Genomic DNA, 24,488 nt, shown 5'->3' with positions numbered 1-24,488 from the left:
ACGGGAGGAGGAATCATGCTGGGTGCACTGGAAATCCCTCGCAAGCGCGAGATCGATCGTATCGAAACCGCAAGCCGTGACGAGATCGCTGCGCTGCAGCTGCGCCGGCTTCAATGGTCGCTGCGTCACGCCTACGACAACGTCGAGCACTATCGCCGCAGCTTCGACGCTGTGGGCGTTTCGCCGGATGATTTGAAGAGCCTGTCGGATCTCTCCAAGTTCCCGTTCATGACCAAGAAGGATCTGCGCGACAACTACCCGTTCGGCCTGTTCGCCGTTCCGAAGGATCGCATCGTGCGTCTGCACGCTTCGAGCGGAACGACGGGCAAGCCGACCGTGGTCGGCTACACCGCGAACGACATCGACAACTGGGCCGAGGTGGTTGCGCGCAGCATCCGTGCCGCCGGTGGCGGTCCGGGCGACACGGTCCACATCGCATACGGCTACGGCCTGTTCACCGGCGGACTCGGTGCGCATTACGGTGCCGAGCGCGCGGGCTGCACCGTGGTGCCGATGTCGGGTGGGCAGACCGAGAAACAGGTGCAGCTGATCGGCGACTTCAAGCCGAACATCATCATGGTCACGCCCTCGTACATGCTCAACATCATCGAGGAGTTCCAGCGCCAGGGGCTCGATCCGGCTGCGAGCAGCCTGCGCGTGGGCATCTTCGGCGCCGAGCCGTGGACCAATGCGATGCGCCAGGAGATCGAGCAGCGCGCCGGCATCGACGCGGTGGACATCTACGGCTTGTCGGAAGTCATGGGCCCTGGCGTGGCGAGCGAGTGCGTCGAAAGCAAGGATGGCCCGGTGATCTGGGAGGATCACTTCTATCCCGAAATCATCGACCCGGTCACCGGCGAAGTGCTGCCGGACGGTTCCGAAGGCGAACTCGTGTTCACTTCGCTGACGAAGGAAGCGCTGCCGGTGATTCGCTATCGCACGCGCGATCTCACGCGCCTGTTGCCGCCGACGTCGCGCTCGATGCGCCGCATGGGCAAGATCACCGGCCGTTCCGACGACATGCTGATCATTCGCGGCGTGAACGTGTTCCCGACGCAGATCGAGGAACTGATCCTGCGCTGCCCGGAGTTCGCGCCGCACTATCTGATCGAAGTCAGCCGCAACGGTCATCTCGACGAAGTGAAGGTCAGCGTCGAGCTGTGCGATGCCGCGCGCGAGATCGGCGTCGATGGGTCGAAGAACCTGTGCGGCAAGCTGCAACACCTCGTCAAGACCTACGTCGGCATCAGCGTGAAGGTCGACATCAACCCTCCGCAGACGCTCGAACGTTCGGCCGGCAAGGCCAGGCACGTGATCGACAGGCGTCCGAAGGAAGCGCCGGCAACCGCCGCCGCCTAATTTAGAAACAGCAAGGATCAGGATCATGTCGGAAGCCTTCATCTGCGACACCGTGCGAACTCCTTTTGGCCGTTACGGCGGCGCGCTCGCGGATGTGCGGCCCGACGATCTGGGCGCCATTCCGATCCGCGCGTTGCTCGCGCGTAATGCGGGCGTCGATTGGGAGAGCCTCGACGACGTGATCTACGGCTGCGCGAACCAGGCCGGCGAAGACAACCGCAACGTCGCGCGCATGGCGGTATTGCTGTCGGGGCTGTCGCATAACGTTCCGGGCACCACGATCAATCGCCTGTGCGGTTCGAGCCTAGATGCGGTGATCATGGCGGCGCGCGGCATTCGTGCCGGCGACGTCGATCTGGTGATCGCCGGCGGCGTCGAGAGCATGAGCCGCGCGCCGTTCGTGATGGGCAAGGCCGATTCGGCGTTCTCCCGAGTGGCCAGGATCGAAGACACCACGATCGGCTGGCGCTTCGTGAACCCGCTAATCAAGGCGCAGTACGGCATCGACTCGATGCCGGAGACGGCCGAGAACGTCGCCGCCGAGTTCAAGATCGCGCGCGCGGACCAGGATGCGTTCGCCCTTCGCAGCCAGCAGCGCTATGCGCAGGCGCTTGCACAAGGCGTGTTCGAGAACGAGCTCACGCCGGTGTCGGTGCGGCAGAAGAAGGGCGATCCGCGCGTGCTGTCGAGAGACGAGCCGCCGCGCCCGGAAACCACGCTGGAAGCGCTTGCCAGGCTCAAGGGCGTCGTGCGCCCGGATGGAACGGTCACCGCCGGCAACGCCTCGCCCGTCAATGACGGCGCCAGTGCGGTGCTGCTGGCTTCGGAAGCGGCGCTCAGGAAGAACAACCTGCGCCCGCGAGCCCGCATCGTCGCCAGTGCCGCGGTCGGCATCGAGCCCCGCATCATGGGCTTCGCTCCAGCTCCTGCGACGAAGAAGGCACTCGCGAAAGCAGGACTCTCGGTCGGCCAGCTCGACGTCATCGAGCTCAACGAGGCATTCGCCGCCCAGGGGCTCGCGGTGACGCGCGCGCTGGGCTTGCCGGACGATGCGCCGCAGGTGAATCCCAACGGCGGCGCCATCGCGATCGGCCATCCGCTCGGTGCATCCGGTGCTCGCCTGGTCGGTGCCGCGGTCGCCCAGCTCGAGCGCAGCAATGGACGCTACGGCCTTTGCACGATGTGCATCGGCGTCGGCCAGGGACTCGCGCTGATCATCGAGCGTCTCTGAGCGAACGGCTGTGAAGAATGCCTTGCACGCACGGCGAGGCATCTTGCACTGGCAGCCGAGCGGCAGTGCGGACGCACTTCGTAATCTCGAAGCGGCTGCACGACGAATGGGCGGAGGAGAACGCCGCGACCAGCCATCTCTCAGGAAGCTCTGATCAAGCGAGATGCGGAGTGCAGCCGCTCGATCAGCGATTCCCTGACGGCAAGCGCCGTCGCGCTTGTTCGCCATGGCTTCAATCATTCGAAGTTCGTGCGGCCGGCGCTGGCCGTGATGCGCGGCTGCGCCTACCAATCCTTCTGCATCCTTCATCAGGAGCTCGCGATGACCGCCGACACTGCTTCGTCCAATACAACCCACTTGCAGCACTACATCGGCGGGAAGGAAGTTCCTGCTTCCGACGGCGGTCGTTTCGACTTGCTGAGCCCGGCCACCGAAAAGCTCATCGCGACCTCGGCAAAAGGCACGGCCGACGACGTCGACGCCGCGGTGAAAGCAGCCCGCGCACAGTTCGACGGAGGCGAATGGCGCCGCTTGAACGGCTCGCAGCGCGGGCAGCTGATTTACCGCCTAGCCGAGCTGATCGCGCGCGACGCGGATCTCATCGCCGACATGGATGCCGGCTGCATCGGCCGCGTGCCGATCGAACCGCGCCTGCTCGACCTGCCGAACGCGATCGAAACCTATCGCACCTCGGCCGGCTGGGCCGACAAGATCGAAGGCCGCACGATTCCGACTCCGGGTTACATGGGCATGCCCACGCTGTCGTACACGCAGCGAGTTCCGGTCGGGGTCGTCGGTGCGATCACGCCGTGGAATACGCCGTTCATGATCACGGCCTGGAAGGTCGGTCCGCTACTCGCCGCAGGCTGTACCGTCGTCATCAAGCCGTCGGAAGAAACGCCGCATTCGGCCCTGCATCTGGCCAGGCTGTGCAAGGAAGCCGGCTTCCCGGACGGCGTCGTCAACGTGGTGACGGGCTACGGCGCGGTGGTGGGCAAGGCGCTCTGCACGCATCCGGGCGTCGACAAGATCACCTTCACGGGTTCGCCCGAAGTCGGTGCCGAGATTCAGCGCGTCGCCGGGCCGCTGTTCAAGCGCATCTCGCTCGAACTCGGCGGCAAGAGCCCGCAGATCGTGTTCGAAGACGCGTCGCTCGAAGCCGCCGCGCAAGGCTGCGCGATGGGCGTGTTCTTCAACCAGGGTCAGGTCTGCGCAGCCGGTACGCGCGTGCTCGTGCAGCGCTCGGTCGCAGAGAAGTTCGCCGGCATGCTGGCGGCCGCTGCCAAGAGCATCAAGGTCGGCGATCCGACGCAAGACGGCGTGCAGATGGGGCCGGTCGCCAAGAAGGGACAGTTCGAGCGCGTCAACAGATACATCCGCCAGGGCATCGAAGAAGGCGCCACGCTGCTGGCCGGCGGCGAGTCCGAGCACGTCAAGGGCTGGTTCGTGCAGCCGACGATCTTCGCCGATGCACATAACGGCATGTCGATCGCACGGGACGAAATCTTCGGCCCGGTGGCGACCGTGATTCCGTTCGATACCGAGGAGGACGCGCTGCGGATCGCCAACGATTCGCGCTACGGCCTGGCGGCGACGATCTGGACTTCGAACCTGCCGCGAGCGCATCGCATCGCTCAGGGCGTGCAGGCCGGGGCCGTCGGGGTCAATTGCTGGGCGCCGATCGACGCGCGCCTGCCCTGGGGCGGCATGAAGACCAGCGGCATCGGCCGCGAATGCGGCGCCGCCGGCATCGACGCCTACACCGAAGAGAAGGTCATCACCGTTCTTCTGGCCTGAGCTTGGGCAACGACTCCGCGCGGCCACCGGCTGCGCGGAGTCGCTTAACGCCTGGCGCGCAGCTCCGCGATCACGAAATCGATGAAGCTGCGCGCTCGCTGTGACAGGAAGCGCGTCTGCGGGTACACGATGTTGACCGGCAGCGGACGCGGGTAATAGTCGCCCAGCAAGGCTTCGACGGTATCGGCCTTGAGGTCGTCTGCGACGACCCAATCCGGAATCAGGCCGATGCCGATTCCGTCGAGCACGAGATCGCGCATCACGTCCGGATCGTTCGCGCGCACGGGGCCGGTGACCTCGACCGCGTGGCGCCCGTTCTCCGATTCGAACTCCCAGCGCGCCCAGCGCTCGCCTCGTCCATACAGAATGCAGGGCAGCTCCGACAGGTCCGCCGGGCTCTCCGGATGGCCGTAGCGCTTCAGATAAGCCTTGCTGGCGACCAGCACCTGCTCGGCGATGCCGATCGGGCGAGCCATCAGCGAGCTCGAAGCCAGCTGGCCGACACGCAGCCCAAGCTCCAGCCCTTCCTCCACCAGATCGATGGCCTGATCGGTGAAGGTGATCTCCAGCCGCACTTCCGGGTTGAGTTCCAGAAACTTCGGCAGCAACGGGCAGATCCGATGTCGCCCATACGAACCCGGCATGCTCATGCGCAAGGTTCCGGATGCCGAGGCCTGTCGATTGGTGGTCGCACGCAGGCTGTCGATCACGTCCAGCAACTGTCGGGCATGCTCGTACAAGGTCTGCGCTTCGGGCGTCGGCGTCAGCCGCCGGGTCGTGCGCGCGAACAACTGCACGCCCACGTCGCGTTCGAGCGCCGCGATCTGCTTGCTGACAGCAGATTGCGAGGTGCCGAGCTCCCGAGCGACCGCCGAAAAACTGCCGGACTCGCAGGCTCGCACGAAGGCGGTGTAGCTCTGAACGGCGTCCATTTTATTCAGTCCAAATTGGAATAAGTATTAATCTACAGGCGCTGTTTCCGATTGAATAGCTTTTCCTCAAAATCGATTCATACAGTCGAAAACACAAAGCCCTTCAGAGGAGAGCTGAAACCATGAGTCGCAAAAAGATCGGTGTCATCGGCGCTGGCACCGCGGGCCTCCACCTGGGCCTCTATCTGCGCCAGCACGACGTCGACGTGACCATCTTCACCGACCGCAAGCCCGAAGAATATGCCGGCATGCGGTTGCTCAACACGGTTGCCCACCATGCGGTGACCTGTGAGCGCGAAGCAGAACTCGGCGTCAATCACTGGCCGGGCGAAAAGTGGGGCTACTTCGGTCACTACTACTACATCGGCACGCAGCCGCAGCCGCTGCGCTTCTACGGCGACCTGCACGCTCCGAGCCGTGCGATCGACTATCGCATCTACCAGCCGCGGCTGATGGAAGATTTCCTCGCTCGTGGCGGCAAGATCGAATATCGCGAGATCAAGAGCGAAGACGTTCCGCAGATCAGCACCGACTTCGACGTCGTCGTCGTTTGCACGGGTAAAGGTCCGTTCGGCCAGATGTTCCAGCACGACGCCGGCCACTCGCCCTACGATCGTCCGCAGCGTGCGCTGTGCGTCGGCCTGTTCAAGGGCATCAAGGAAAAACCGATACGCGCGGTGACGATGAACTTCTCGCCGGGTGCCGGCGAGATGATCGAAATCCCGACGTGGAGCTTCAATGGGCTTGCGACCGCGCTGGTGATCGAAAACATCATCGGCGGCGACATGGAAGTGCTGGCCAAGACCAAGTACGACGATAACCCGCGCGCTTTCCTCGATCTGCTGATCGAGAAGTTGCGCAAGCACTATCCGGACTGCGCCGATCGCATCGACGAGAAGGAGTTCGATCTCGCCAACGGCCCGCTCGACATTCTGCAGGGCGGCGTGACGCCCACCGTTCGCAAGTCTCACGTCGTGCTCGACAACGGCAAGCTCGCGATCGCGCTGGGTGACGTGCATTCCGTCGTCGACCCGGTGCTGGGGCAGGGCGCCAATGCGGCCTCCTACGCCGCGGTCGTGCTGGCAGAGGAAATCGTCGATCAGGACGTTTACGACGAGCGCTTCATCGAACTCGTCAACAACCGTCGCAACGATCGCGTGCTCGGCGCCTCGCGCTGGACCAACTTCATGTTGAAGAACTTGCGTGAACTCCCGGTCGAGCTTCAGCAGTTCATCGGAGCCCTGAGCCAGAACCGTGCCCTGGCCGACGTGTTCACCGATAACTTCAACTATCCGGAAAAGCAGTGGGACACCTTCGCCAGCGTCGCGCGCATGAAGTCCTGGTGTGAGGCGACCAGCACGACCAGCCCGTTGGGTGTTTCGCTCGCCGCAAACGACCGCCGCGTTTCGGACTTGCTCGCGGCCAACGCCTGACCGATCGATGCCAGAAAAAATAGAACGCTGAGTCGGCCATCAAATGAGGACTACAAGATGGAAGCGCTAAAGCCCACCAAGCTGATCGAAGCAGTGATCGACCCGATGAAGTATCGCAAGTCGGTCTCGCTGTTCGCCACGGGTATCGCGATCATCACTTGCGAAGATGAGGACGAAAAGGTTCACGGCATGACGATCAACAGCTTCACTTCGATCAGCCTGGACCCGCCCACGGTGCTGATCTCGTTGAAACCGGGTAAGGCCCACCGCCTGATCACCAAGAGCGGTCGTTTCGGTGCCAGCATCCTGGGCGAAGCGCAGCAGGGATATTCGAGCCACTTCAGCGGGCGGCCGCAGGAGTCGTTCGTGCCGGACTTCGTCGTGCGGCACAGCGTGCCGACGTTGCGCCAGTGCCTCGCCTGGTTCGAATGTGAAATTTCGGAGCGGGTGCAGGTGCATGATCACACCCTGTTTCTCGCCCGGGTGAAGCACTGCGATGGAATCGATGGATCGCCGTTGATGTTCTTCGGCAGCCAATATCATCGGCCGGCACTTGCAAATCAAGCCAACGCCTGAGAATCACCGCTGCCTGGAAACAAAAGCTTCAAAATATGAGGGCGAAGGAATAGCATCGCAAAAAAGCGCCGCTAAAAAATTCTTATTTAAAGTGCGAAGGAGAGGTTTCATGAAAAATGACTTGCAAAGAAAGATGGCCGGTCATGGCATCTTGATGATCTTCAGTACGCTGGCGCTGGGCATCGGACTTTGGATGCATCTGGTCGGTGGATTTGAAATCGTTCCGGGCTATATCGTTCACTTCAACGTTCCCGGCACGCCCGAGGGATGGGCTCGTGCCCATACCGGACCGGCTCTCAACGGCATGATGGTGATCGCCGTTGCGTTCGTTCTTCCCCTGCTGCAGTTCAAGGAGAAGACCGCGTCGCTGCTCGGCTGGATCATCGTTCTGGATGGCTGGTCGAACGTCGGCTTTTACTTCTTCGGCAACTTCACGCCGAATCGTGGCCTGAGTTTCGGCGACAACAAGTTCGGGGAAGCCGACCTGTTCAGCACGCTCGCGCTCGGGCCTGCCTATCTTTTCGGGGTGCTGGCCTTGGGTGCGCTCTTCGTGATCGGGCTGCAAGCGCTCAAGAACCGGACGCTGGAATCCAAGCCAGCCGATTCCTTGAATTCGGGAGCTGCAGTGCAGCAGTAACGAGAGGCGGTGCCCGATAACGACAATAAGTGTGCAGTCGATTACTAGATCGAAGCGCTTTTCCAGCGACATTCGGCGGACCGGGCGGTGTGATCCACCACCCGGTTCTTAGAGGAGGACACATCATGCTTATCGCAACGCAGGCTGCCGAGGATGGCGCGCGCAGCGCTTCCCTCATCTCCGCGGGATTCAGATCCGAACGGGTCAATGGCTTTGCTCCCTGGAAAGATTTCGTCAACGCGAACTTTCCGTGGCTGGAGCACCGACAGAAATCCGCAGGCGACTTTCATGCGGAGGTGGGTGCTTACGACATCGCAGGCGGGGCCCTGACGACGATCAGCGCCGATGCACTCGAAGTCATCCGCACCAAGGCACTTGCAGAACGGGCTGAAGCTGGCTTCGTCAAGCTCATGTGGCAGGTATCTGGCGGCTTGCATCTCGAACAGGACGGCCGCGAGTGCCTGATCGAAGCAGGTCAGGCCACGGTCTGCGATACGGCTCGCCCGTACCGCATCCAAATCTCCGACCAGGCGCACTTTGCCGTTCTGATGCTGCCGTACGATGCGTTGCCCGGCTGGGAAGGCATCAGCCAGCGTGTTTGCGGAAGGCAGCTCGCCGACGAAGTGACCTTGCGTGCAACACTCGCGGCGCTGATGTCGCTGCGTGGTGCGCCGGACGGTGGTTCCTGCGATACGGTTCTCAAGGCGCTGCAGTGGATGCTGACCGCTTCACTGCACCGATCCGCGACGAGTCTCGGTTCGACCAGCGTGCACAACGCGCGTCTGAACAAGGCGCAACAGTACATTCTGCGCAATATTCACGATCCGTCGCTCGACGTCGACAACCTGGCGGCAGCGCTCTGCATGTCGCGCCGGTCGCTGTACATGCTGTTCAAGGAATATCAGCTGACGCCCGTGAAGATGATTCACGATCTCCGGCTGCAGCGGACGATGCAGGTGCTCGGCGATGCAAACCAGCATCATCGCAAGATCACCGATATCGCCTTCGATCATGGGTTCAACGACTACGCGACCTTCAGCCGGCTGTTCAAGGCCCATTACGGCATGACGCCGAGCGAGTATCGGCACAAGCTGCAGGAGCCCGGCTCCGAGCCCGACAAGGGAAGCTAAAGCCGGGTTCGTGCACACGGCGGACTGGCCGTTTGCACAAACTAGCAAGCAGTTTGCACCCCCCGACAAGCAGCGATTCTCCAGCGGACGAGAATCAACAATAAGAAGGCGCGGTTCGCGCCAATAGAAACCGACGAAACAGTCGGCACGGTGCACGAGGAGAAGCGTGGTTCCTTGGCGGGCGGTCGCGCAGGTCGCGGCGGGCCAGCCAGCTTCTCGTGCACCGTCGATCTGAAAAAAAGCCCCCGCTCCAGGCGGGGCCGCAGCTCGATTCGAGATACAAGGAACATGGATAACATCCGCGCCAAAATCGCTCGCTGGGTCATTGAATATCGCGCAGCGGTCGGGCTTTTCTTCATCGCCATCACCACGTTCTTCGCAATGGGGATGGCGCACGTCGACATCCGCACGATCTTCGCGGACCTGCTGCCGACCGACGATCCGTTCGTCCAGACCTATGCGGATCACCCGAACTTCGGCAATCCGCTGACCGTCACGATCATGATCAAGCGCTCCGACGGCCAGAAGATCTACAACGCGGAGACGCTGCAGAAAGTCTGGGATCTGACGCGCGACGTCGACCTCATCAATGGCGTCGATCACGATCGCATCATCTCGATCACCACGGAGAAGGCGAACTACGCCGAGGCCACGCCGTTCGGCATCGAGATGCAGCCGCTCATGGGCGACCATGTGCCGACGGAGCCGCAGGAGCTGATCGACCTGCAGCGCAAGGTCGAGCTGTCGCCGATGGCCAGAACCTATCTGATATCGAGCGACGAAACTGCCACGCTGATTCGTGCCGGCTTTCACGAGCGAGAGCTCGACTATGGCAAGGTCTTCATATGAGGGCGAAGGAATAGCATCGCAAAAAAGCGCCGCTAAAAAATTCTTATTAAAGTGCGAAGGAGAGGTTTCATGAAAAATGACTTGCAAAGAAAGATGGTCGGTCATGGCATCTTGATGATCTTCAGTACGCTGGCGCTGGGCATCGGACTTTGGATGCATCTGGTCGGTGGATTTGAAATCGTTCCGGGCTATATCGTTCACTTCAACGTTCCCGGCACGCCCGAGGGATGGGCTCGTGCCCATACCGGACCGGCTCTCAACGGCATGATGGTGATCGCCGTTGCGTTCGTTCTTCCCCTGCTGCAGTTCAAGGAGAAGACCGCGTCGCTGCTCGGCTGGATCATCGTTCTGGATGGCTGGTCGAACGTCGGCTTTTACTTCTTCGGCAACTTCACGCCGAATCGTGGCCTGAGTTTCGGCGACAACAAGTTCGGGGAAGCCGACCTGTTCAGCACGCTCGCGCTCGGGCCTGCCTATCTTTTCGGGGTGCTGGCCTTGGGTGCGCTCTTCGTGATCGGGCTGCAAGCGCTCAAGAACCGGACGCTGGAATCCAAGCCAGCCGATTCCTTGAATTCGGGAGCTGCAGTGCAGCAGTAACGAGAGGCGGTGCCCGATAACGACAATAAGTGTGCAGTCGATTACTAGATCGAAGCGCTTTTCCAGCGACATTCGGCGGACCGGGCGGTGTGATCCACCACCCGGTTCTTAGAGGAGGACACATCATGCTTATCGCAACGCAGGCTGCCGAGGATGGCGCGCGCAGCGCTTCCCTCATCTCCGCGGGATTCAGATCCGAACGGGTCAATGGCTTTGCTCCCTGGAAAGATTTCGTCAACGCGAACTTTCCGTGGCTGGAGCACCGACAGAAATCCGCAGGCGACTTTCATGCGGAGGTGGGTGCTTACGACATCGCAGGCGGGGCCCTGACGACGATCAGCGCCGATGCACTCGAAGTCATCCGCACCAAGGCACTTGCAGAACGGGTTGAAGCTGGCTTCGTCAAGCTCATGTGGCAGGTATCTGGCGGCTTGCATCTCGAACAGGACGGCCGCGAGTGCCGGATCGAAGCAGGTCAGGCCACGGTCTGCGATACGGCTCGCCCGTACCGCATCCAAATCTCCGACCAGGCGCACTTTGCCGTTCTGATGCTGCCGTACGATGCGTTGCCCGGCTGGGAAGGCATCAGCCAGCGTGTTTGCGGAAGGCAGCTCGCCGACGAAGTGACCTTGCGTGCAACACTCGCGGCGCTGATGTCGCTGCGTGGTGCGCCGGACGGTGGTTCCTGCGATACGGTTCTCAAGGCGCTGCAGTGGATGCTGACCGCTTCACTGCACCGATCCGCGACGAGTCTCGGTTCGACCAGCGTGCACAACGCGCGTCTGAACAAGGCGCAACAGTACATTCTGCGCAATATTCACGATCCGTCGCTCGACGTCGACAACCTGGCGGCAGCGCTCTGCATGTCGCGCCGGTCGCTGTACATGCTGTTCAAGGAATATCAGCTGACGCCCGTGAAGATGATTCACGATCTCCGGCTGCAGCGGACGATGCAGGTGCTCGGCGATGCAAACCAGCATCATCGCAAGATCACCGATATCGCCTTCGATCATGGGTTCAACGACTACGCGACCTTCAGCCGGCTGTTCAAGGCCCATTACGGCATGACGCCGAGCGAGTATCGGCACAAGCTGCAGGAGCCCGGCTCCGAGCCCGACAAGGGAAGCTAAAGCCGGGTTCGTGCACACGGCGGACTGGCCGTTTGCACAAACTAGCAAGCAGTTTGCACCCCCCGACAAGCAGCGATTCTCCAGCGGACGAGAATCAACAATAAGAAGGCGCGGTTCGCGCCAATAGAAACCGACGAAACAGTCGGCACGGTGCACGAGGAGAAGCGTGGTTCCTTGGCGGGCGGTCGCGCAGGTCGCGGCGGGCCAGCCAGCTTCTCGTGCACCGTCGATCTGAAAAAAAGCCCCCGCTCCAGGCGGGGCCGCAGCTCGATTCGAGATACAAGGAACATGGATAACATCCGCGCCAAAATCGCTCGCTGGGTCATTGAATATCGCGCAGCGGTCGGGCTTTTCTTCATCGCCATCACCACGTTCTTCGCAATGGGGATGGCGCACGTCGACATCCGCACGATCTTCGCGGACCTGCTGCCGACCGACGATCCGTTCGTCCAGACCTATGCGGATCACCCGAACTTCGGCAATCCGCTGACCGTCACGATCATGATCAAGCGCTCCGACGGCCAGAAGATCTACAACGCGGAGACGCTGCAGAAAGTCTGGGATCTGACGCGCGACGTCGACCTCATCAATGGCGTCGATCACGATCGCATCATCTCGATCACCACGGAGAAGGCGAACTACGCCGAGGCCACGCCGTTCGGCATCGAGATGCAGCCGCTCATGGGCGACCATGTGCCGACGGAGCCGCAGGAGCTGATCGACCTGCAGCGCAAGGTCGAGCTGTCGCCGATGGCCAGAACCTATCTGATATCGAGCGACGAAACTGCCACGCTGATTCGTGCCGGCTTTCACGAGCGAGAGCTCGACTATGGCAAGGTCTTCAACACGCTACAGGATCTCACCGCCAAGGCGGCCGACGGCAAGCACACCGTGCGCCTGGTCGGTCAGCCGATCCTGACGGGCTGGGTTTACCAGCTGCAGGGGCAGACCTACGCGATCTTCGCGGTGACGCTGGCCCTGCTGATCGCAGCGCTGGTTTTCTACATGCGCAACGTCACTGGCGTGACGGTGCCGATCGTCTGCAGCCTGGTCGCGGCGATCTGGGGTTTCGGCCTGGTCGGCTGGCTCGGTTCGCCGATCGAACCGCTGCTGATGGTGGTTCCGCTGCTGCTCGTCGCCCGCTCGTTCTCGCATTGCATCCAGTACACCGAGCGCTACTACGAAATCTACGGACATCTGCGCGATCGCGAAAAGGCTTCGGAAGCGACGCTGAGCTGCATGATGGCGCCGTCGGTGCTCGGCATCATGACCGACATCATCGCCATCTTCGTGATCGGCATCGCGCCGATTCCGGCGATGCAGCGCTTCGCCCTGTTCTGCGGCATGTGGGCGGTGTGGCTGATCCCGACCGGCGTGATCATGATCTCGATCCTGCTCTGCTATCTGCCGGCGCCGAAGAACATCGACAGCATCGTCGGCGGCGAGAAGGAACGCGGCATCCACAAGTTCCAGAAGAACCTGCTGACCAGGATGTCGTCGCTGGTGCATGGTCCCAAGGCTCGCATCACCGCGATGATCGTGTTCCCGCTGTCGATTCTCGGCATCTACGTCTCGACGCAGATCGCGATCGGCAACCCGGTCGAAGGCAGCAACCTGTTGTGGCAGGACTCCGAGTTCAACGTCGGCGTGAAGGACATCAACGATCACTTTCCCGGCGTGAACTCGCTCGAAATCATTCTCGAAGCGAAGGACCCGGACAACGTGCAGCGTCGCGCCGCTCGTACCGCGGAAGCGTACAAGCTGTCGAAGGCGATCCAGCGCGGTGCCGAGAGCAGCGAGCATCCGCCGCGCATCTCGCGTTCTTTCTCCGACATCATGGAGGAAGGCAGCCGTCTGTACTCGGGTGGACATCCCGCGTGGCTGCCGCTCGATCCGGTCGATCGTTCAGTCAACGCGGCCGGTACGGCGGTGGCGTTCGGCCAGAATCCGGTCAACTTCTCCGACATGACGGACTTCCAGTTCCAGCACTCGACGGTGTCGCTGTTCTATCGCGACAACAAGCAGGCGACCGTCGACGGCGCACTCGAAACGGCCCGCGCTGTGGTCGCGCAGCTCGGTGAGGATCACCAGGACGTCCGCATTCGCCTGGCTTCGGGAACCATCGCGCTGCAGGAAGCCAGCAACCGCGTGGTCGAACGCTATCACTGGATTCTGGTCGGCCTGTGCTGCGTCGCCATCTTCATCATCGCGACCTACGCCTACCGCAGCGCGATCGCGGCGCTGATCCTGCTGATTCCCACGCTGCTGTCGAACTTCCTGCTGCTCGCGACGATGCACATGATGGGCATCGGCCTCGACATCAACTCGGTGATGGTGACCGTGCTCGGTGTCGGTGTCGGCATCGACTACGGCATCTACCTGCTGTCGCGCATCTGCGAGGAATACTCGCACCAGGGCGAGGATTGGGGCCGCGCGATCTCCGAGGCGATGACCACCACCGGCAAGGCGATCATGTTCACGGCCACGATCATGCTGATCGGCATCCTGCCCTGGTACTTCCTCTCCGATCTGAAGTTCATGGCGGACATGGGCCTGCTGCTCGCCGCGATCATGCTCATCAACATGGTGCTCGCACTGATCGTGCTGCCGCTGCTGGTCTGGCTGATCAAGCCGCGCTTCGTGACTCGAACCGATTTGATGGTCGGTGAAGGCATCGACCTCGATCAGTTCAAGGCCAACCGCGAGGCCGAGGAGCGGCGTGCACGTTCGGTGCTGCAGGCAGACGCCGTTCCGTCCAAGTAATCGGGCAATGCGGGTGGTGGGAAAAGAGGTCCAGATGGTCGCCAGGCTTCAAGGGGCGGGCGGCCTTTCGAGAATGACACGTCAGGAGACACACAAATGCTGATCAAGAAGTTCGACTTCGACTACGGCCGTAGAAAAATGATGCAGAACATTGCGCTCGGCGTCGGAGCCGGCGTCCTGCTGCCGCTGGGAAAAGTCATCGCAAAGGACATGGACCTGAGCAAGGCCTATCCGGACGAGCTGCTGTCGGTCGAGATGCAGACCAAGGGCAAGCTCAAGCCGGGCGATTACATCACCAAGGACAACGTCGAATCGGCCAAGCATCTGCTCGATCCGTCGGTTTACGACCAGATCGTCAATGAAGGGCGCCGCATCAAGATTCGTGCGCCTACGACCGACATGCGCAAGCTGTTCAACAACAGCTACTACCAGGCGATGCAGGAAAACCTCGCCTCCAACCGCATCGGCAAGTTCGGTGCCGACGGCAACGTCTACGACGACGCCGGCAAGCCTTGGGGTGGCGGTCTTCCGTTCTCGAACCCGAAGGACGGCAAGGAAGTCTGGTGCAACATGGCGATGAGCTGGGGCCGCGCCGACGCCAACTGCTACGCGATCCAGCAGTGGGACTACGGCTCCACCGGCAAGCTCGAGTATCGCTACGACTTCCAGTGGGTCGAGCTGCAGATGCAGGCGCGCACCGACAAGAAAGTGTTCCGCAACATGACGAACGAAATTCGTCGTCAGGCGGTGTTCTTCGCCTCTTCGCAGGACGTGCGCGGTACCTCGTTCCTGAGCAACTGGGCTTATGACCAGCGCAAGATTCCGGACCTCTACGGCTACCTGCCCGAGTTCCGCCGCGTGCGCCAGTTCCCGGCCAACCAGCGCTTCGAGCCCTTGATTCCTGGTTCGACCTGGTTCCTGACCGATCCGTGGGCCGCCGGCGACCCCTTCCTGACCTGGGGCAACCACAAGATCATCGAGCGCAAGCCGATGCTCGGTGCTTTCGGCGGCAACTTCGCGCACACCGATGACAACTGGCAGCCGCCGGAGCAGAAGAACAACCCGAAGTTCTGGGAAAGCGAGTTCGAGATGTCGCCGGAAGTCATCGTCACCGAGTGCGAGCCCACGGGCTATCCGCGCTCGCCGGTGAGCAGGAAGCGCGCCTACGTCGATGCTCGCAACAGCGTGCCGTTCGGCTGCATGCGCTACGACCGTCAGGGCAAGCTGTGGGCGAACTTCGAAATGGCCTTCGGCCAGAAAGTCGGCGGCGGCAAGAACGGCAACCGCGTGATCCTGAGCGCCGACGGCAAGACGCCGGCCTGGTCGTGGACTTACGTGATGATCTACGACCATCAGAACAGGCGCATGTCGCGGACTCACCAAGCGCGTACCGGCACCGGCATCGAGTCGAGGTTCCAGGTCGACGAGAACTGGCTGTTCGATACCTACTGCACGCAGCAGGCGCTGCAGTCGCTGGGTCGCGCCTGATCTGATCGAGCGATGACCGATCGCAGATCGGCGTCAGCGCCCGGCTCGCCGAAAAGGTCGCGCGAGCCGGGCGCATTCCACAAAGCATTCAGAGGTAGACGTGCCATGAATCTGAAATTCAGGCCGGTGGTGGTGCTCGGTCTTTTTCTCGCCGGCGCAGCCTGGGCCACGATCGACAAGCCCGGCATCAATTCCGATAGCGGGAACACCGTGCTGACGCAGGCGACGCCGCACGATCGCCTGTTCTCGCTGGCCTTCAGTGGCAGCAGCGGCCTGGCGGTCGGTGAAAACGGCCTGGTGATGAGCACCACCGATGGCGGCAAGCAGTGGACGCGCGACAAGGCGCCGACCGATCTCGCGATGATCGACGTGGCGACCAACGGCAAGCGCACCATCGCGGTCGGCCAGATGGGCCTGATCCTCGTGCGTGAGAGCGATGGCGCCTGGCGCAAGGTGGAGAGCGGATCGACGCAGCGCCTGCTGCAGGTCGACGTGAATGCGCAAGGCCTGGCGTTCGCAACGGGCGCATTTGGCACGCTGCTGAAGTCGACCGACGGCGGCGATACCTGGACTTCGTCCGCGCCGGACTGGTCGGAGCTCTACGAATCCGGTGAAGGCGACAGCGCGGTGCTGCGCGACGAGCCGACGAACTGGGTGGTGCGCGTGGCCGACGACGGTAGCGTGATCATCGGCGGCGAGTACGGGCAGCTCATTCGGTCTACCGATGGCGGCGCTACCTGGAAGGTGGTGTATCGCCACGTCGCGGAAGACGGTCGCACCGCACCGACGCTGTTCAGCCTGGCGTTCCGCAAGGACGGCACCGGCTACGCGGTCGGTCAGTCCGGCCTGATCGTGCGCTCTACCGACAACGGCATGACCTGGAGCGATCTGCCGGCACCGACGACCAGCAACCTGTTCGGTGTGGATTCGTTCGCCGATGGGCAAGTCGTGGTGGTCGGGCAGCGCGTCGGCATGAGAAGCCGTAATCAGGGGCAGAGCTGGGAGCCCATCGGGGGGCTCGATCTGAATCTCAACTGGTATTCCGCATTGGGCCACAGCGAGCAGGCTGCGTCGGGCGAGGTGATTGGAGTGGGGCATAGCGGGCGCGTGATCCGGCTGGTTCCGTAGCCGTCGAACAAATAGCTGAACGAACAAAACGTGCATCGAGGGAGAAATTGATGAAAGCGTTTGAGAAAAAAGCGATAGCAGTGGCTGCGGCGACTGCCTTTCTCTGCTGTGCTGCTCCCGTCCAGGCTCAGGAGGACGGAGACATCGAAGCTTCAGAAGGGATTTTTGCAGGCTTGTGGAACCGGACGACGTTCAACGGTTCGCTGCGTGCGGACATGTCGTACCGCACCGGAGGGTTCCAGAATCCGTACAACCAGACCAACATGCCGTTCCAGGATGTGGCCGTGCCGCGCCAGGCTTATGTTCCGCCGGCGTTGAGCACCGCGATCCTCGGCATTCCGCTCGCTCCGGGCGCCGACTGGAACATCCCGATTCCGGGCTTCGCCGATACGATCAAGCGCTCCGACGTCATCCCGCAGAACGATACCGAGTGGAACTACAACACCCTTCGCTTCACCGGCGAAATGGACACGCGGTTCTATCAGAACCTTCGCCTCAACGTTCGCGCTCGCGGCATCTACGATCCCGAGATGTACGACCTGTTCGACGCGCGCGACATCTCGGACGTGCAGGGCGGCATCAAGGGTGGTGGTGGCGATCGCTACGCGGATACCGGCCGGCCGAATCTCTACCAGGCCAAGGGCCGCAACGGGCGCAACATCAATCCGCTCGAGTTCGCGGGCCGCAATTATATGGTCGATTTGCCGACCTTCATCCTCAACTACAAGAAAGACAGCTACGACATCCGCTTCGGCAATCAGCAGATCGCCTGGGGGCAATCGATCTTCTTCCGCACCTTCGACGTGGCGAATGGCTTGGATTATCGCCGCCATCTGGTGATCGATCGCGCGACCGAAGAGTACGAAGACAAGCGCGTGCCGAAAATTGCCCTGCGCGGCACCATTCAGGCCAGCGATTCGACGCTGATCGATGCTTACGTCGGCAAGTTCCAGCCGGACATCGTCGGCAACCCGAATACGCCGTTCAACGTCGTGCCGTCGGAGTTCTACAAGCCGCTCGACAATTACTTCACCGGCAACTACGACACCAAGCTCGACTACGGCATTCGCCTCAAGGCCGACTTCGGCAACTGGGGCTACCAGGCGATGGCGGTCAGCCGCTACAACCCGCTCGGTGTGTTCCACTGGACCGAGAGCGGCATCGACAACGGGCTCTACGGCGGTGTCCTGGGCGGGCTCGTCGAGACCTTGTACGCGGCCAAGCTGCCGGGCTGCGGCGCCGCTTACAACGCTTCGACCTGCCGCATGTACGGCAGCCTCGGCGAAGCGCTTGCGCACACGCCATTCACGGTCGGTCCGGCGGGCGTGTACAGCAGTGCGGAATGGTTCTCGACGGCGGCGAACGTGCGCCTCGACGGCTACGATGCCTTGAACGCGGCCATTCGCGAGTTCCCGGCGCTGCGCGATGCCTTCGCGAGCGAAGTGGATACGCCCGAGAAAGCAGCGCATCTGCTCGATACCTTCTTCATGGCCGCGGGCGGCAGTATTCGTGGCAACGTCGGTCGTGACTACTACCGAGAAAGCGTGTTCGGCCTGGGCGGTTCCTACGTGACGTCGGCCGATCCGTCGTCGTTCTTCGATTCGATCATCCTCAACGCCGAAATCCAGTACACGCCCGAACGTGCGTATACGCGTCCGGATCTGTCGAACACGCCGATCAAATCGGACGAGTACATCTTCACGCTCGTGGCCGAGAAGTGGTATCGCTATTCGCAGGCGGTGCCGGCGGCTTATCTCGTGCTGCAATACCAGCATCGCACGGATAGCGACCTGGTCGGGCTCAACCTGCGCGGATACGGCGGCAACACCGGCGACACGGCGTACAAGCCGTCCAGGGGTATCGGCAGTGCGGACTACGTGGTGTTCGCGGGCTTCCAGCCGACGCCGAACCGCAAGTTCATCTTCGAGTGGGCCTTCCTGCTCGACACCGAAGGGGGCTTGCTGGCGCAGCCGAACGTTCGCTGGAACGCGGGCAGCAGCATGGCCGTCGACGTGTTCTACAACTACGTCAACGACAAGATCTACGGTGATGGGACCAACACGCTGCAGCGTGCCTTCAACTACGCCGACGAAATCACGGTGCGTCTGACTTACACGCTGTAAAGGCGCCGGTCGCCGTCGGAGCTGTCGCAGGCTTTGTGCAAAGCGACAGCCCCGATGGCGATTCGACACGGAATTGTGCCGGCGCTCCCCTCTATGCCGGTCCCTGTTGCCAGCCATCAAAGCTCCGCTGGCTTTTTTCTTCGAAACATCGGTGGCGAACCCGCATGCACATAGGCCGATATGACCGAGGCTACAGCCGGCGAAAGTTTCTCGCCGACGCCGCCAGGGGCGTGTTGTCCACGGGCGTGCTGATGCCGTTGTCCAAGGCGATCGCCGATACGGGCGATATCGCCACCGCTTACCCTGCCGAGCTGCTGTCGATCGAGGCCTACACCAAGGGGCGCATCAAGACCGGGGATTTCATCACCGACAGGAACGTCGAGGCGGTGAAGGATTTGCTCGAGCCGATCCGCTATCGGCAGATCGTCGAGCAAGGCCGCAAGCTCAAGGTGGCGGCGACGACGACGGACGTGATGAAGACCTCGCCTTGGGAATACATCGAGGCCACACTTGCCAATGCCGGCAAGGCGCGTTTCGACGCCAAGGGCAACGTCGTGAATGCCGACGGCAAACCCTGGATCGGCGGCAACCCGTTTCCCGACCCGAAGTCGGGCGTCGAGTTGTTCGCGGCACAGACACTCAGTTGGGGGCGACACGATGCTTCGTTCTACGCGATCAACGTGAACGAAGTCGATCAGGACGGCGCGGTTCGCTTTGCCTATGCGGGCGGCTGGGCCGAGCTGTCGCCGGTCGCACGCGTAGTGATGGAGCCCAAGCCTTACTGGCCCGGGCGCGAGAACCTGCTGCGCTATCAGAGCGTGTTCTTCACCAAGCCGTTCACGTTCAAGGGCACCTCGTTCCTGAGCATCTGGGATTACGACCACAGTACGTTCCCGAGCCTGTACACCTACGTTCCCGAGTTCCGGCGCATTCGGCAGCTGCCGAGCGATCAGCGCTTTGAACCTCTGCTGCCAGGGTCGTCCTTGTACTTGTCGGATGCCTGGGCCGCCGGCGATCCGCTGCTGACCTGGGGCAACTACCAGATCGTCGGCAGGGGCCCTTTCCTGGCCGGCATGTCGAACGGCTGGAACGCCGGTCACCCGAACTGGGAGCACAAGACCCACGGCGGCCCCAAGGGCAATACGTTCTGGGATACGACGGTGGAGTTGGTCCCGGAAGCCATCATCGTCGAGGCCGAGCCGGTGAAGTTTCCGCGCGCGCCTATATCGAAAAAGCGCGTGTGGTTCGATGCGCGCAACCAGGTCGTCGTCGGCATGGTGACTTACGATCGGCAAGGCAAGCCGTTCCGCTCGTTCGATGGTGTGTACTCGCTCTACGAGTCGAACGGCAAGCGGCACATGGACGGCAAGCATCCATACTGGAGCTGGACGCATGTAACGGCGTCCAACATTCAAAGCGGATCGGTCACGCGCCTGGAGCAGGTCAAGGCGCTCGAAGACCATCGAAGCGGAGCGAACGATCCGGGAATCTACGACCGTTATCTCACTCAAGCTGCGCTGCTCCGGCTCGGCGCGGCTTGAACACCAAGCAAGGAAACACCGATGATCAAAGTCAGCGTCATGTATGCGAACACGCCCGGTGCGAAGTTCGATCACGAGTACTACAAGAACAGCCACATGCCGCTGCTCAAGAAACGCATGGGCGACCACTGCAAGTTCTACACGGTCGACAAGGGTATCGCTGGCGGAGCGCCCGGAGAGCCTGCGCCTTACGTCGGTCTGTGCCACATCTACTGCGATACGGTGGAGTCGTTCCAGAAAGGTTTCGGTCCGCACGCCAAGGAGATTCTGGGCGACATCCGCAACTACACCGACATCTCGCCGACGATTCAGATCAGTGAGGTCGTCGTCGGGTAAAACGTCGTGGGGTAAATGCGCTGGAGGGGTTATGGCGACTTTCAAACCGTCTACGGTCGCACTGGCCGCCGTGCTGAGTCTGTTGCCCTGCGCCGAAGTCGGCGCGGCCGAAAACAACTGGGTCATGACCCTGTCGTGGTCGCCTCAGTACTGCGAGCAGAACAAGCGATCGACGGAGCTGCAGTGCAGCGGCGAATACTACTTCGTCAACTTCGGACTGCAGGCGGCCGGCAAAGTGGGCGATGCCTCGTTCGGGGACTCGTGCCCGAACGCAGTACTCGATCCGAAGGAGCAGGATCGCTGGTTGTGGACGATCCCGAACGTCGAGCGCATTCGCTATGTCTGGGCCGAGCAAGGTGCTTGCAGTGGTCTCGATCAGTCTGCGTATTACGCGCAGATGGATTATGCGAGCCGGCGCGTCGATATTCCCGAGGTTTACAGCGCGATCGAGCGGCGTACGACTACCTCGCCATCGGCCATACGCGCCGCGTTTCTGGCCGCCAACCCGGAGATGCGAGAGGAAAGCATCGCCCTGCATTGCGATGCCTACTGGCTCTCTGAAGTTCGTGTCTGCTTCGATGAGAACATGCAGTTCACGCAATGTCCGGTTGGTGGCAATTGCTCCGAAGAGGTATGGCTTCGGCCGATCAGGCCCGACAAAGTTGGTGCCGGTCGGTTCCTGATGAGGTGAACGTTACGCTCGTCGTCGTGTGTAAATCGTGTTTGCACGCGATGACGATTGCATGCCCGGTATGCGAGGTGGGGTGATCGGGTCGGTGGAATGATGGACGTGTTTCATTGAAAGCACACGTCAATAAGGACATCGATGAACCTGCACGAATATCAGGCCAAGGCGTTGTTCGCACGCTACGGCATTCCGGTGCCCGAGGGCATTCTGGCCGAGAGCCCCGAAGCGGCCCGCGCTGCGGCCAAACAGCTGGGGACCGAGAAGGTGGTGGTGAAGGCCCAGGTTCACGCCGGCGCGCGTGGCAAGGCCGGCGGCGTGAAGCTGGTCGGCAGCCCCGACGAAGCCGAAGAAGTGGCCAAGAGCCTGCTCGGCAAGAATCTGGTGACGATCCAGACCGACGCCAAGGGTTTGCCGGTGAACTCGGTCTACGTCGAGAAGCCGTCGAACATCGCACGCGAGCTGTACCTGTCGGCGCTGGTCGATCGCACGCAGGAAAAGATCGTGTTCATGGCCTCGCCGGACGGCGGCATGGACATCGAAGAAGTGGCGCACAACACGCCCGAGCGCATCAAGCACGTGTTCGTGAGCCCGACGGCGGGCCTGCAGCCCTACCAGGCGCGCGAACTCGGCTTCTTCCTGGGCCTGAACAAGGAACAGACCGACCAGTTCACCAAGGTGCTGACCGGCCTGTACAGCATCTTCACCGAGCGCGATGCGTCGCTGGTTGAAATCAACCCGCTGATCGTGACCAAGGAAGGCAACATCTTCGCGCTTGACGGCAAGCTCAACTTCGACGACAACGCGCTGTTCCGCCAGAAGGAAATCGCCTCGCAGCGCGATCCGTCGCAGGAAGACGAGCGCGAGCGCCTGGCCAGCAAGTACGACCTCAACTACGTCACGCTGGAAGGCAACATCGGCTGCATGGTCAACGGCGCGGGCCTGGCGATGGCGACGATGGACATCGTCAAGCTGCACGGCGGCCAGCCGGCGAACTTCCTCGACGTCGGTGGCGGCACCACGGCGGAGAAGGTGACCGAAGCGTTCAAGCTGATCACGAGCTCGCCGGAAGTGAAGGCGATCTTCATCAACATCTTCGGCGGCATCGTGCGCTGCGACCTGATCGCCGAAGGCATCATCGCCGCGGTCAAGCAGGTCGGCCTGAAGATTCCGGTCGTCGCGCGTCTGCAGGGCACCAACATGGAGAAAGGCCAGGCGCTGCTGCGCGAATCCGGCCTGGCGGTCACGCCGGTCTCCGATCTCACCGAAGCGGCGCAGACGGTCGTTCGTCTGGCGCAGGGGAAGTAAGCAATGTCGATCCTGATCAACAAAGACACCAAGGTCATCTGCCAGGGCTTCACCGGCAAGCAGGGCACCTTCCACTCGGAACAGGGCATTGCGTACGGCACCAAGATGGTCGGTGGCGTGAGCCCCGGCAAGGGCGGCAGCAAGCACCTGAACCTGCCGGTGTTCAACACCGCGCATGACGCCGTCAAGGACACCGGCGCCGACGCGACGATGATCTACGTTCCGGCGCCGGGTGCGGCCGACGCGATCCTCGAAGCGGCCGACGCGGGCATCAAGGTCATCATCTGCATCACCGAAGGCATTCCGGTGACCGACATGATCAAGGTCAAGGCCACGCTGCGCGCGCAGTATCCGAACAGCGTGCTGATCGGACCGAACTGCCCGGGTGTGATCACGCCGGGCGAATGCAAGATCGGCATCATGCCGGGCCACATCCACAAGCCGGGCAAGATCGGCGTGGTGTCGCGTTCGGGCACGCTGACGTACGAAACCGTGCACCAGACCACGCAGAACGGCCTGGGTCAGTCGACCTGCGTCGGCATCGGCGGCGACCCGGTTCGCGGCCTGGGCTTCATCGACGTGATCAGCCTGTTCGAGAAGGATCCGCAGACCGAAGGCATCATCATGGTCGGCGAAATCGGCGGCAGCAGCGAAGAAGAAGCGGCCGAGTACATCAAGGCCAACGTCAAGAAGCCGGTGGTGGCCTACATCGCGGGCGTGACGGCGCCTCCGGGCAAGCGCATGGGCCATGCCGGCGCGATCATCGCGGGCGGCAAGGGCACGGCGGACGAGAAGTTCGCGGCGCTCGAAGCGGCCGGCGTGAAGACGGTGCGTTCGCCGGCTGATCTTGGCGCGGCGATGCTGTCGCTGCTCAAGTAAGCCCGAGCTTTACTGCCGTTCGAAAAGGCCCGCGCCAGCGGGTCTTAACTTAACGCTAAGAAGGGCTTTGTAAGCACGCCGAAATCGCCGATGAACAATATCAGGCAGTTGCGTCGATCGAAGCGCTGGACACACAGACCATTGCTGCGGTACATCTTCAGATTACGCGAGCTGAGATTTCGTATGAACGCTCCGGAGAAGAGCTGGATCTGAAACTGCACGCTAGAGTTGATCTCTATCTGCAGAAGCATAAAAAACCGTCCGGCGAGCGACCCCTCACTGTCGAATTGGCAGGTATCCAAAGAGCGTTAAGGACGATCTTGCTCGAAACGGCTGGGTTCACGCGGTCAATCGCGAGCGGTTTTGTAATGACCCACTGAAAACCTGCTCAGGCGATACTTTGAAAGGAGTGAGCCATGAGCGTAGTGATGGAAGACGAGATCAAGCGGTGGACGGCCAAGCGCAAGGGCGCGCTGGTGCTGGAGATCGTCCAGGGGAAGAAGACCGTGGCGGAGGCGTCTCGGCAGTTCGATCTGCCGCCATCGGAGCTGGAAGACTGGGTTGAC

General features: G+C 61.9%; 21 protein-coding genes. 20 read left to right on the top strand and 1 reads right to left on the bottom strand.

All coding sequences use genetic code 11. The annotated features are described in order from the left end of the window. The first annotated feature begins 15 nt into the window (after positions 1 to 15). From paaK to AC3WUM_RS21510, 3 genes are all read left to right on the top strand, one after another. On the top strand, positions 16 to 1,359 hold the full coding sequence (paaK, locus tag AC3WUM_RS21520; protein WP_322266452.1) for a phenylacetate--CoA ligase PaaK: 1,344 nt from the start codon (positions 16 to 18) through the stop codon (positions 1,357 to 1,359). A gap of 25 nt (positions 1,360 to 1,384) precedes the next feature. Continuing rightward, positions 1,385 to 2,590, top strand: coding sequence for a 3-oxoadipyl-CoA thiolase (gene pcaF / locus AC3WUM_RS21515; protein ID WP_322266451.1), 1,206 nt, complete (start codon positions 1,385 to 1,387; stop codon positions 2,588 to 2,590). 321 nt (positions 2,591 to 2,911) lie between these two features. Next, positions 2,912 to 4,387 carry an aldehyde dehydrogenase family protein gene (locus AC3WUM_RS21510; protein WP_322266450.1) on the top strand — a complete coding sequence of 492 codons (1,476 nt, stop codon included), beginning with the start codon at positions 2,912 to 2,914 and terminating at the stop codon, positions 4,385 to 4,387. Between the two features lie 44 nt (positions 4,388 to 4,431). Here AC3WUM_RS21510 and AC3WUM_RS21505 read toward each other — a convergent pair whose 3' ends face one another. Continuing rightward, positions 4,432 to 5,319, bottom strand: a complete 888-nt coding sequence (locus tag AC3WUM_RS21505; protein ID WP_322266449.1) for a LysR family transcriptional regulator — start codon at positions 5,317 to 5,319, stop codon at positions 4,432 to 4,434. 122 nt (positions 5,320 to 5,441) lie between these two features. Here AC3WUM_RS21505 and styA point away from each other — a divergent pair, with 122 nt between their 5' ends. From styA to AC3WUM_RS21420, 17 genes are all read left to right on the top strand, one after another. Continuing rightward, complete coding sequence (gene styA / locus AC3WUM_RS21500) at positions 5,442 to 6,752, top strand: styrene monooxygenase subunit StyA (protein WP_322266448.1); 1,311 nt, start codon at positions 5,442 to 5,444, stop codon at positions 6,750 to 6,752. A 57-nt stretch (positions 6,753 to 6,809) separates the two neighbouring features. Beyond that, positions 6,810 to 7,328 (top strand): styrene monooxygenase NADH-dependent flavin reductase subunit StyB, encoded by a 519-nt coding sequence (gene styB, locus AC3WUM_RS21495; protein WP_322266447.1) that lies wholly within the window; start codon positions 6,810 to 6,812, stop codon positions 7,326 to 7,328. 109 nt (positions 7,329 to 7,437) lie between these two features. Then, positions 7,438 to 7,965, top strand: coding sequence for a styrene-oxide isomerase StyC (styC, locus tag AC3WUM_RS21490; protein ID WP_492412938.1), 528 nt, complete (start codon positions 7,438 to 7,440; stop codon positions 7,963 to 7,965). 29 nt (positions 7,966 to 7,994) lie between these two features. Beyond that, positions 7,995 to 9,095 carry a helix-turn-helix domain-containing protein gene (locus AC3WUM_RS21485; RefSeq protein WP_492412937.1) on the top strand — a complete coding sequence of 367 codons (1,101 nt, stop codon included), beginning with the start codon at positions 7,995 to 7,997 and terminating at the stop codon, positions 9,093 to 9,095. A 288-nt stretch (positions 9,096 to 9,383) separates the two neighbouring features. Continuing rightward, positions 9,384 to 9,944: a hypothetical protein gene (locus AC3WUM_RS21480; protein ID WP_492412935.1), complete on the top strand. Its 561-nt coding sequence runs from the start codon at positions 9,384 to 9,386 to the stop codon at positions 9,942 to 9,944. 69 nt (positions 9,945 to 10,013) lie between these two features. After that, positions 10,014 to 10,541: a styrene-oxide isomerase StyC gene (gene styC / locus AC3WUM_RS21475; protein WP_322266446.1), complete on the top strand. Its 528-nt coding sequence runs from the start codon at positions 10,014 to 10,016 to the stop codon at positions 10,539 to 10,541. A gap of 89 nt (positions 10,542 to 10,630) precedes the next feature. Continuing rightward, entirely contained in the window at positions 10,631 to 11,671 is a 1,041-nt protein-coding gene (locus AC3WUM_RS21470; RefSeq protein WP_492412933.1) for a helix-turn-helix domain-containing protein, read from the top strand. Between the two features lie 288 nt (positions 11,672 to 11,959). After that, entirely contained in the window at positions 11,960 to 14,434 is a 2,475-nt protein-coding gene (locus AC3WUM_RS21465; RefSeq protein ID WP_322266444.1) for an efflux RND transporter permease subunit, read from the top strand. A gap of 96 nt (positions 14,435 to 14,530) precedes the next feature. Further along, positions 14,531 to 15,922 carry a DUF1329 domain-containing protein gene (locus AC3WUM_RS21460; RefSeq protein ID WP_492412932.1) on the top strand — a complete coding sequence of 464 codons (1,392 nt, stop codon included), beginning with the start codon at positions 14,531 to 14,533 and terminating at the stop codon, positions 15,920 to 15,922. A 105-nt stretch (positions 15,923 to 16,027) separates the two neighbouring features. Continuing rightward, positions 16,028 to 17,050: a WD40/YVTN/BNR-like repeat-containing protein gene (locus AC3WUM_RS21455; RefSeq protein WP_322266442.1), complete on the top strand. Its 1,023-nt coding sequence runs from the start codon at positions 16,028 to 16,030 to the stop codon at positions 17,048 to 17,050. A 50-nt stretch (positions 17,051 to 17,100) separates the two neighbouring features. Continuing rightward, on the top strand, positions 17,101 to 19,173 hold the full coding sequence (locus tag AC3WUM_RS21450; RefSeq protein WP_492412930.1) for a DUF1302 family protein: 2,073 nt from the start codon (positions 17,101 to 17,103) through the stop codon (positions 19,171 to 19,173). A gap of 164 nt (positions 19,174 to 19,337) precedes the next feature. Continuing rightward, positions 19,338 to 20,714, top strand: coding sequence for a DUF1329 domain-containing protein (locus tag AC3WUM_RS21445; protein WP_492412929.1), 1,377 nt, complete (start codon positions 19,338 to 19,340; stop codon positions 20,712 to 20,714). Positions 20,715 to 20,735: 21 nt separating this feature from the next. After that, on the top strand, positions 20,736 to 21,050 hold the full coding sequence (locus AC3WUM_RS21440; RefSeq protein WP_492412928.1) for an EthD family reductase: 315 nt from the start codon (positions 20,736 to 20,738) through the stop codon (positions 21,048 to 21,050). Continuing rightward, positions 21,031 to 21,741, top strand: a complete 711-nt coding sequence (locus tag AC3WUM_RS21435; RefSeq protein ID WP_492412926.1) for a ribonuclease T2 family protein — start codon at positions 21,031 to 21,033, stop codon at positions 21,739 to 21,741. The genes AC3WUM_RS21440 and AC3WUM_RS21435 overlap by 20 nt, the downstream gene beginning before the upstream one ends. A gap of 135 nt (positions 21,742 to 21,876) precedes the next feature. After that, positions 21,877 to 23,043 (top strand): ADP-forming succinate--CoA ligase subunit beta, encoded by a 1,167-nt coding sequence (gene sucC / locus AC3WUM_RS21430; protein ID WP_322266437.1) that lies wholly within the window; start codon positions 21,877 to 21,879, stop codon positions 23,041 to 23,043. 3 nt (positions 23,044 to 23,046) lie between these two features. Continuing rightward, the gene (sucD, locus tag AC3WUM_RS21425; protein WP_492412924.1) at positions 23,047 to 23,922 is read left to right on the top strand and encodes a succinate--CoA ligase subunit alpha; all 876 of its coding nucleotides are present in this window, start codon (positions 23,047 to 23,049) and stop codon (positions 23,920 to 23,922) included. A gap of 416 nt (positions 23,923 to 24,338) precedes the next feature. Beyond that, positions 24,339 to 24,488: DUF1153 domain-containing protein (locus AC3WUM_RS21420; RefSeq protein ID WP_492413054.1), on the top strand; the 150-nt coding region annotated here is incomplete at its 3' end.

Source organism: Hydrocarboniphaga sp. FW305-C-57 (assembly GCF_058783045.1).
This window is presented reverse-complemented; position numbering and strand designations above follow the sequence as displayed.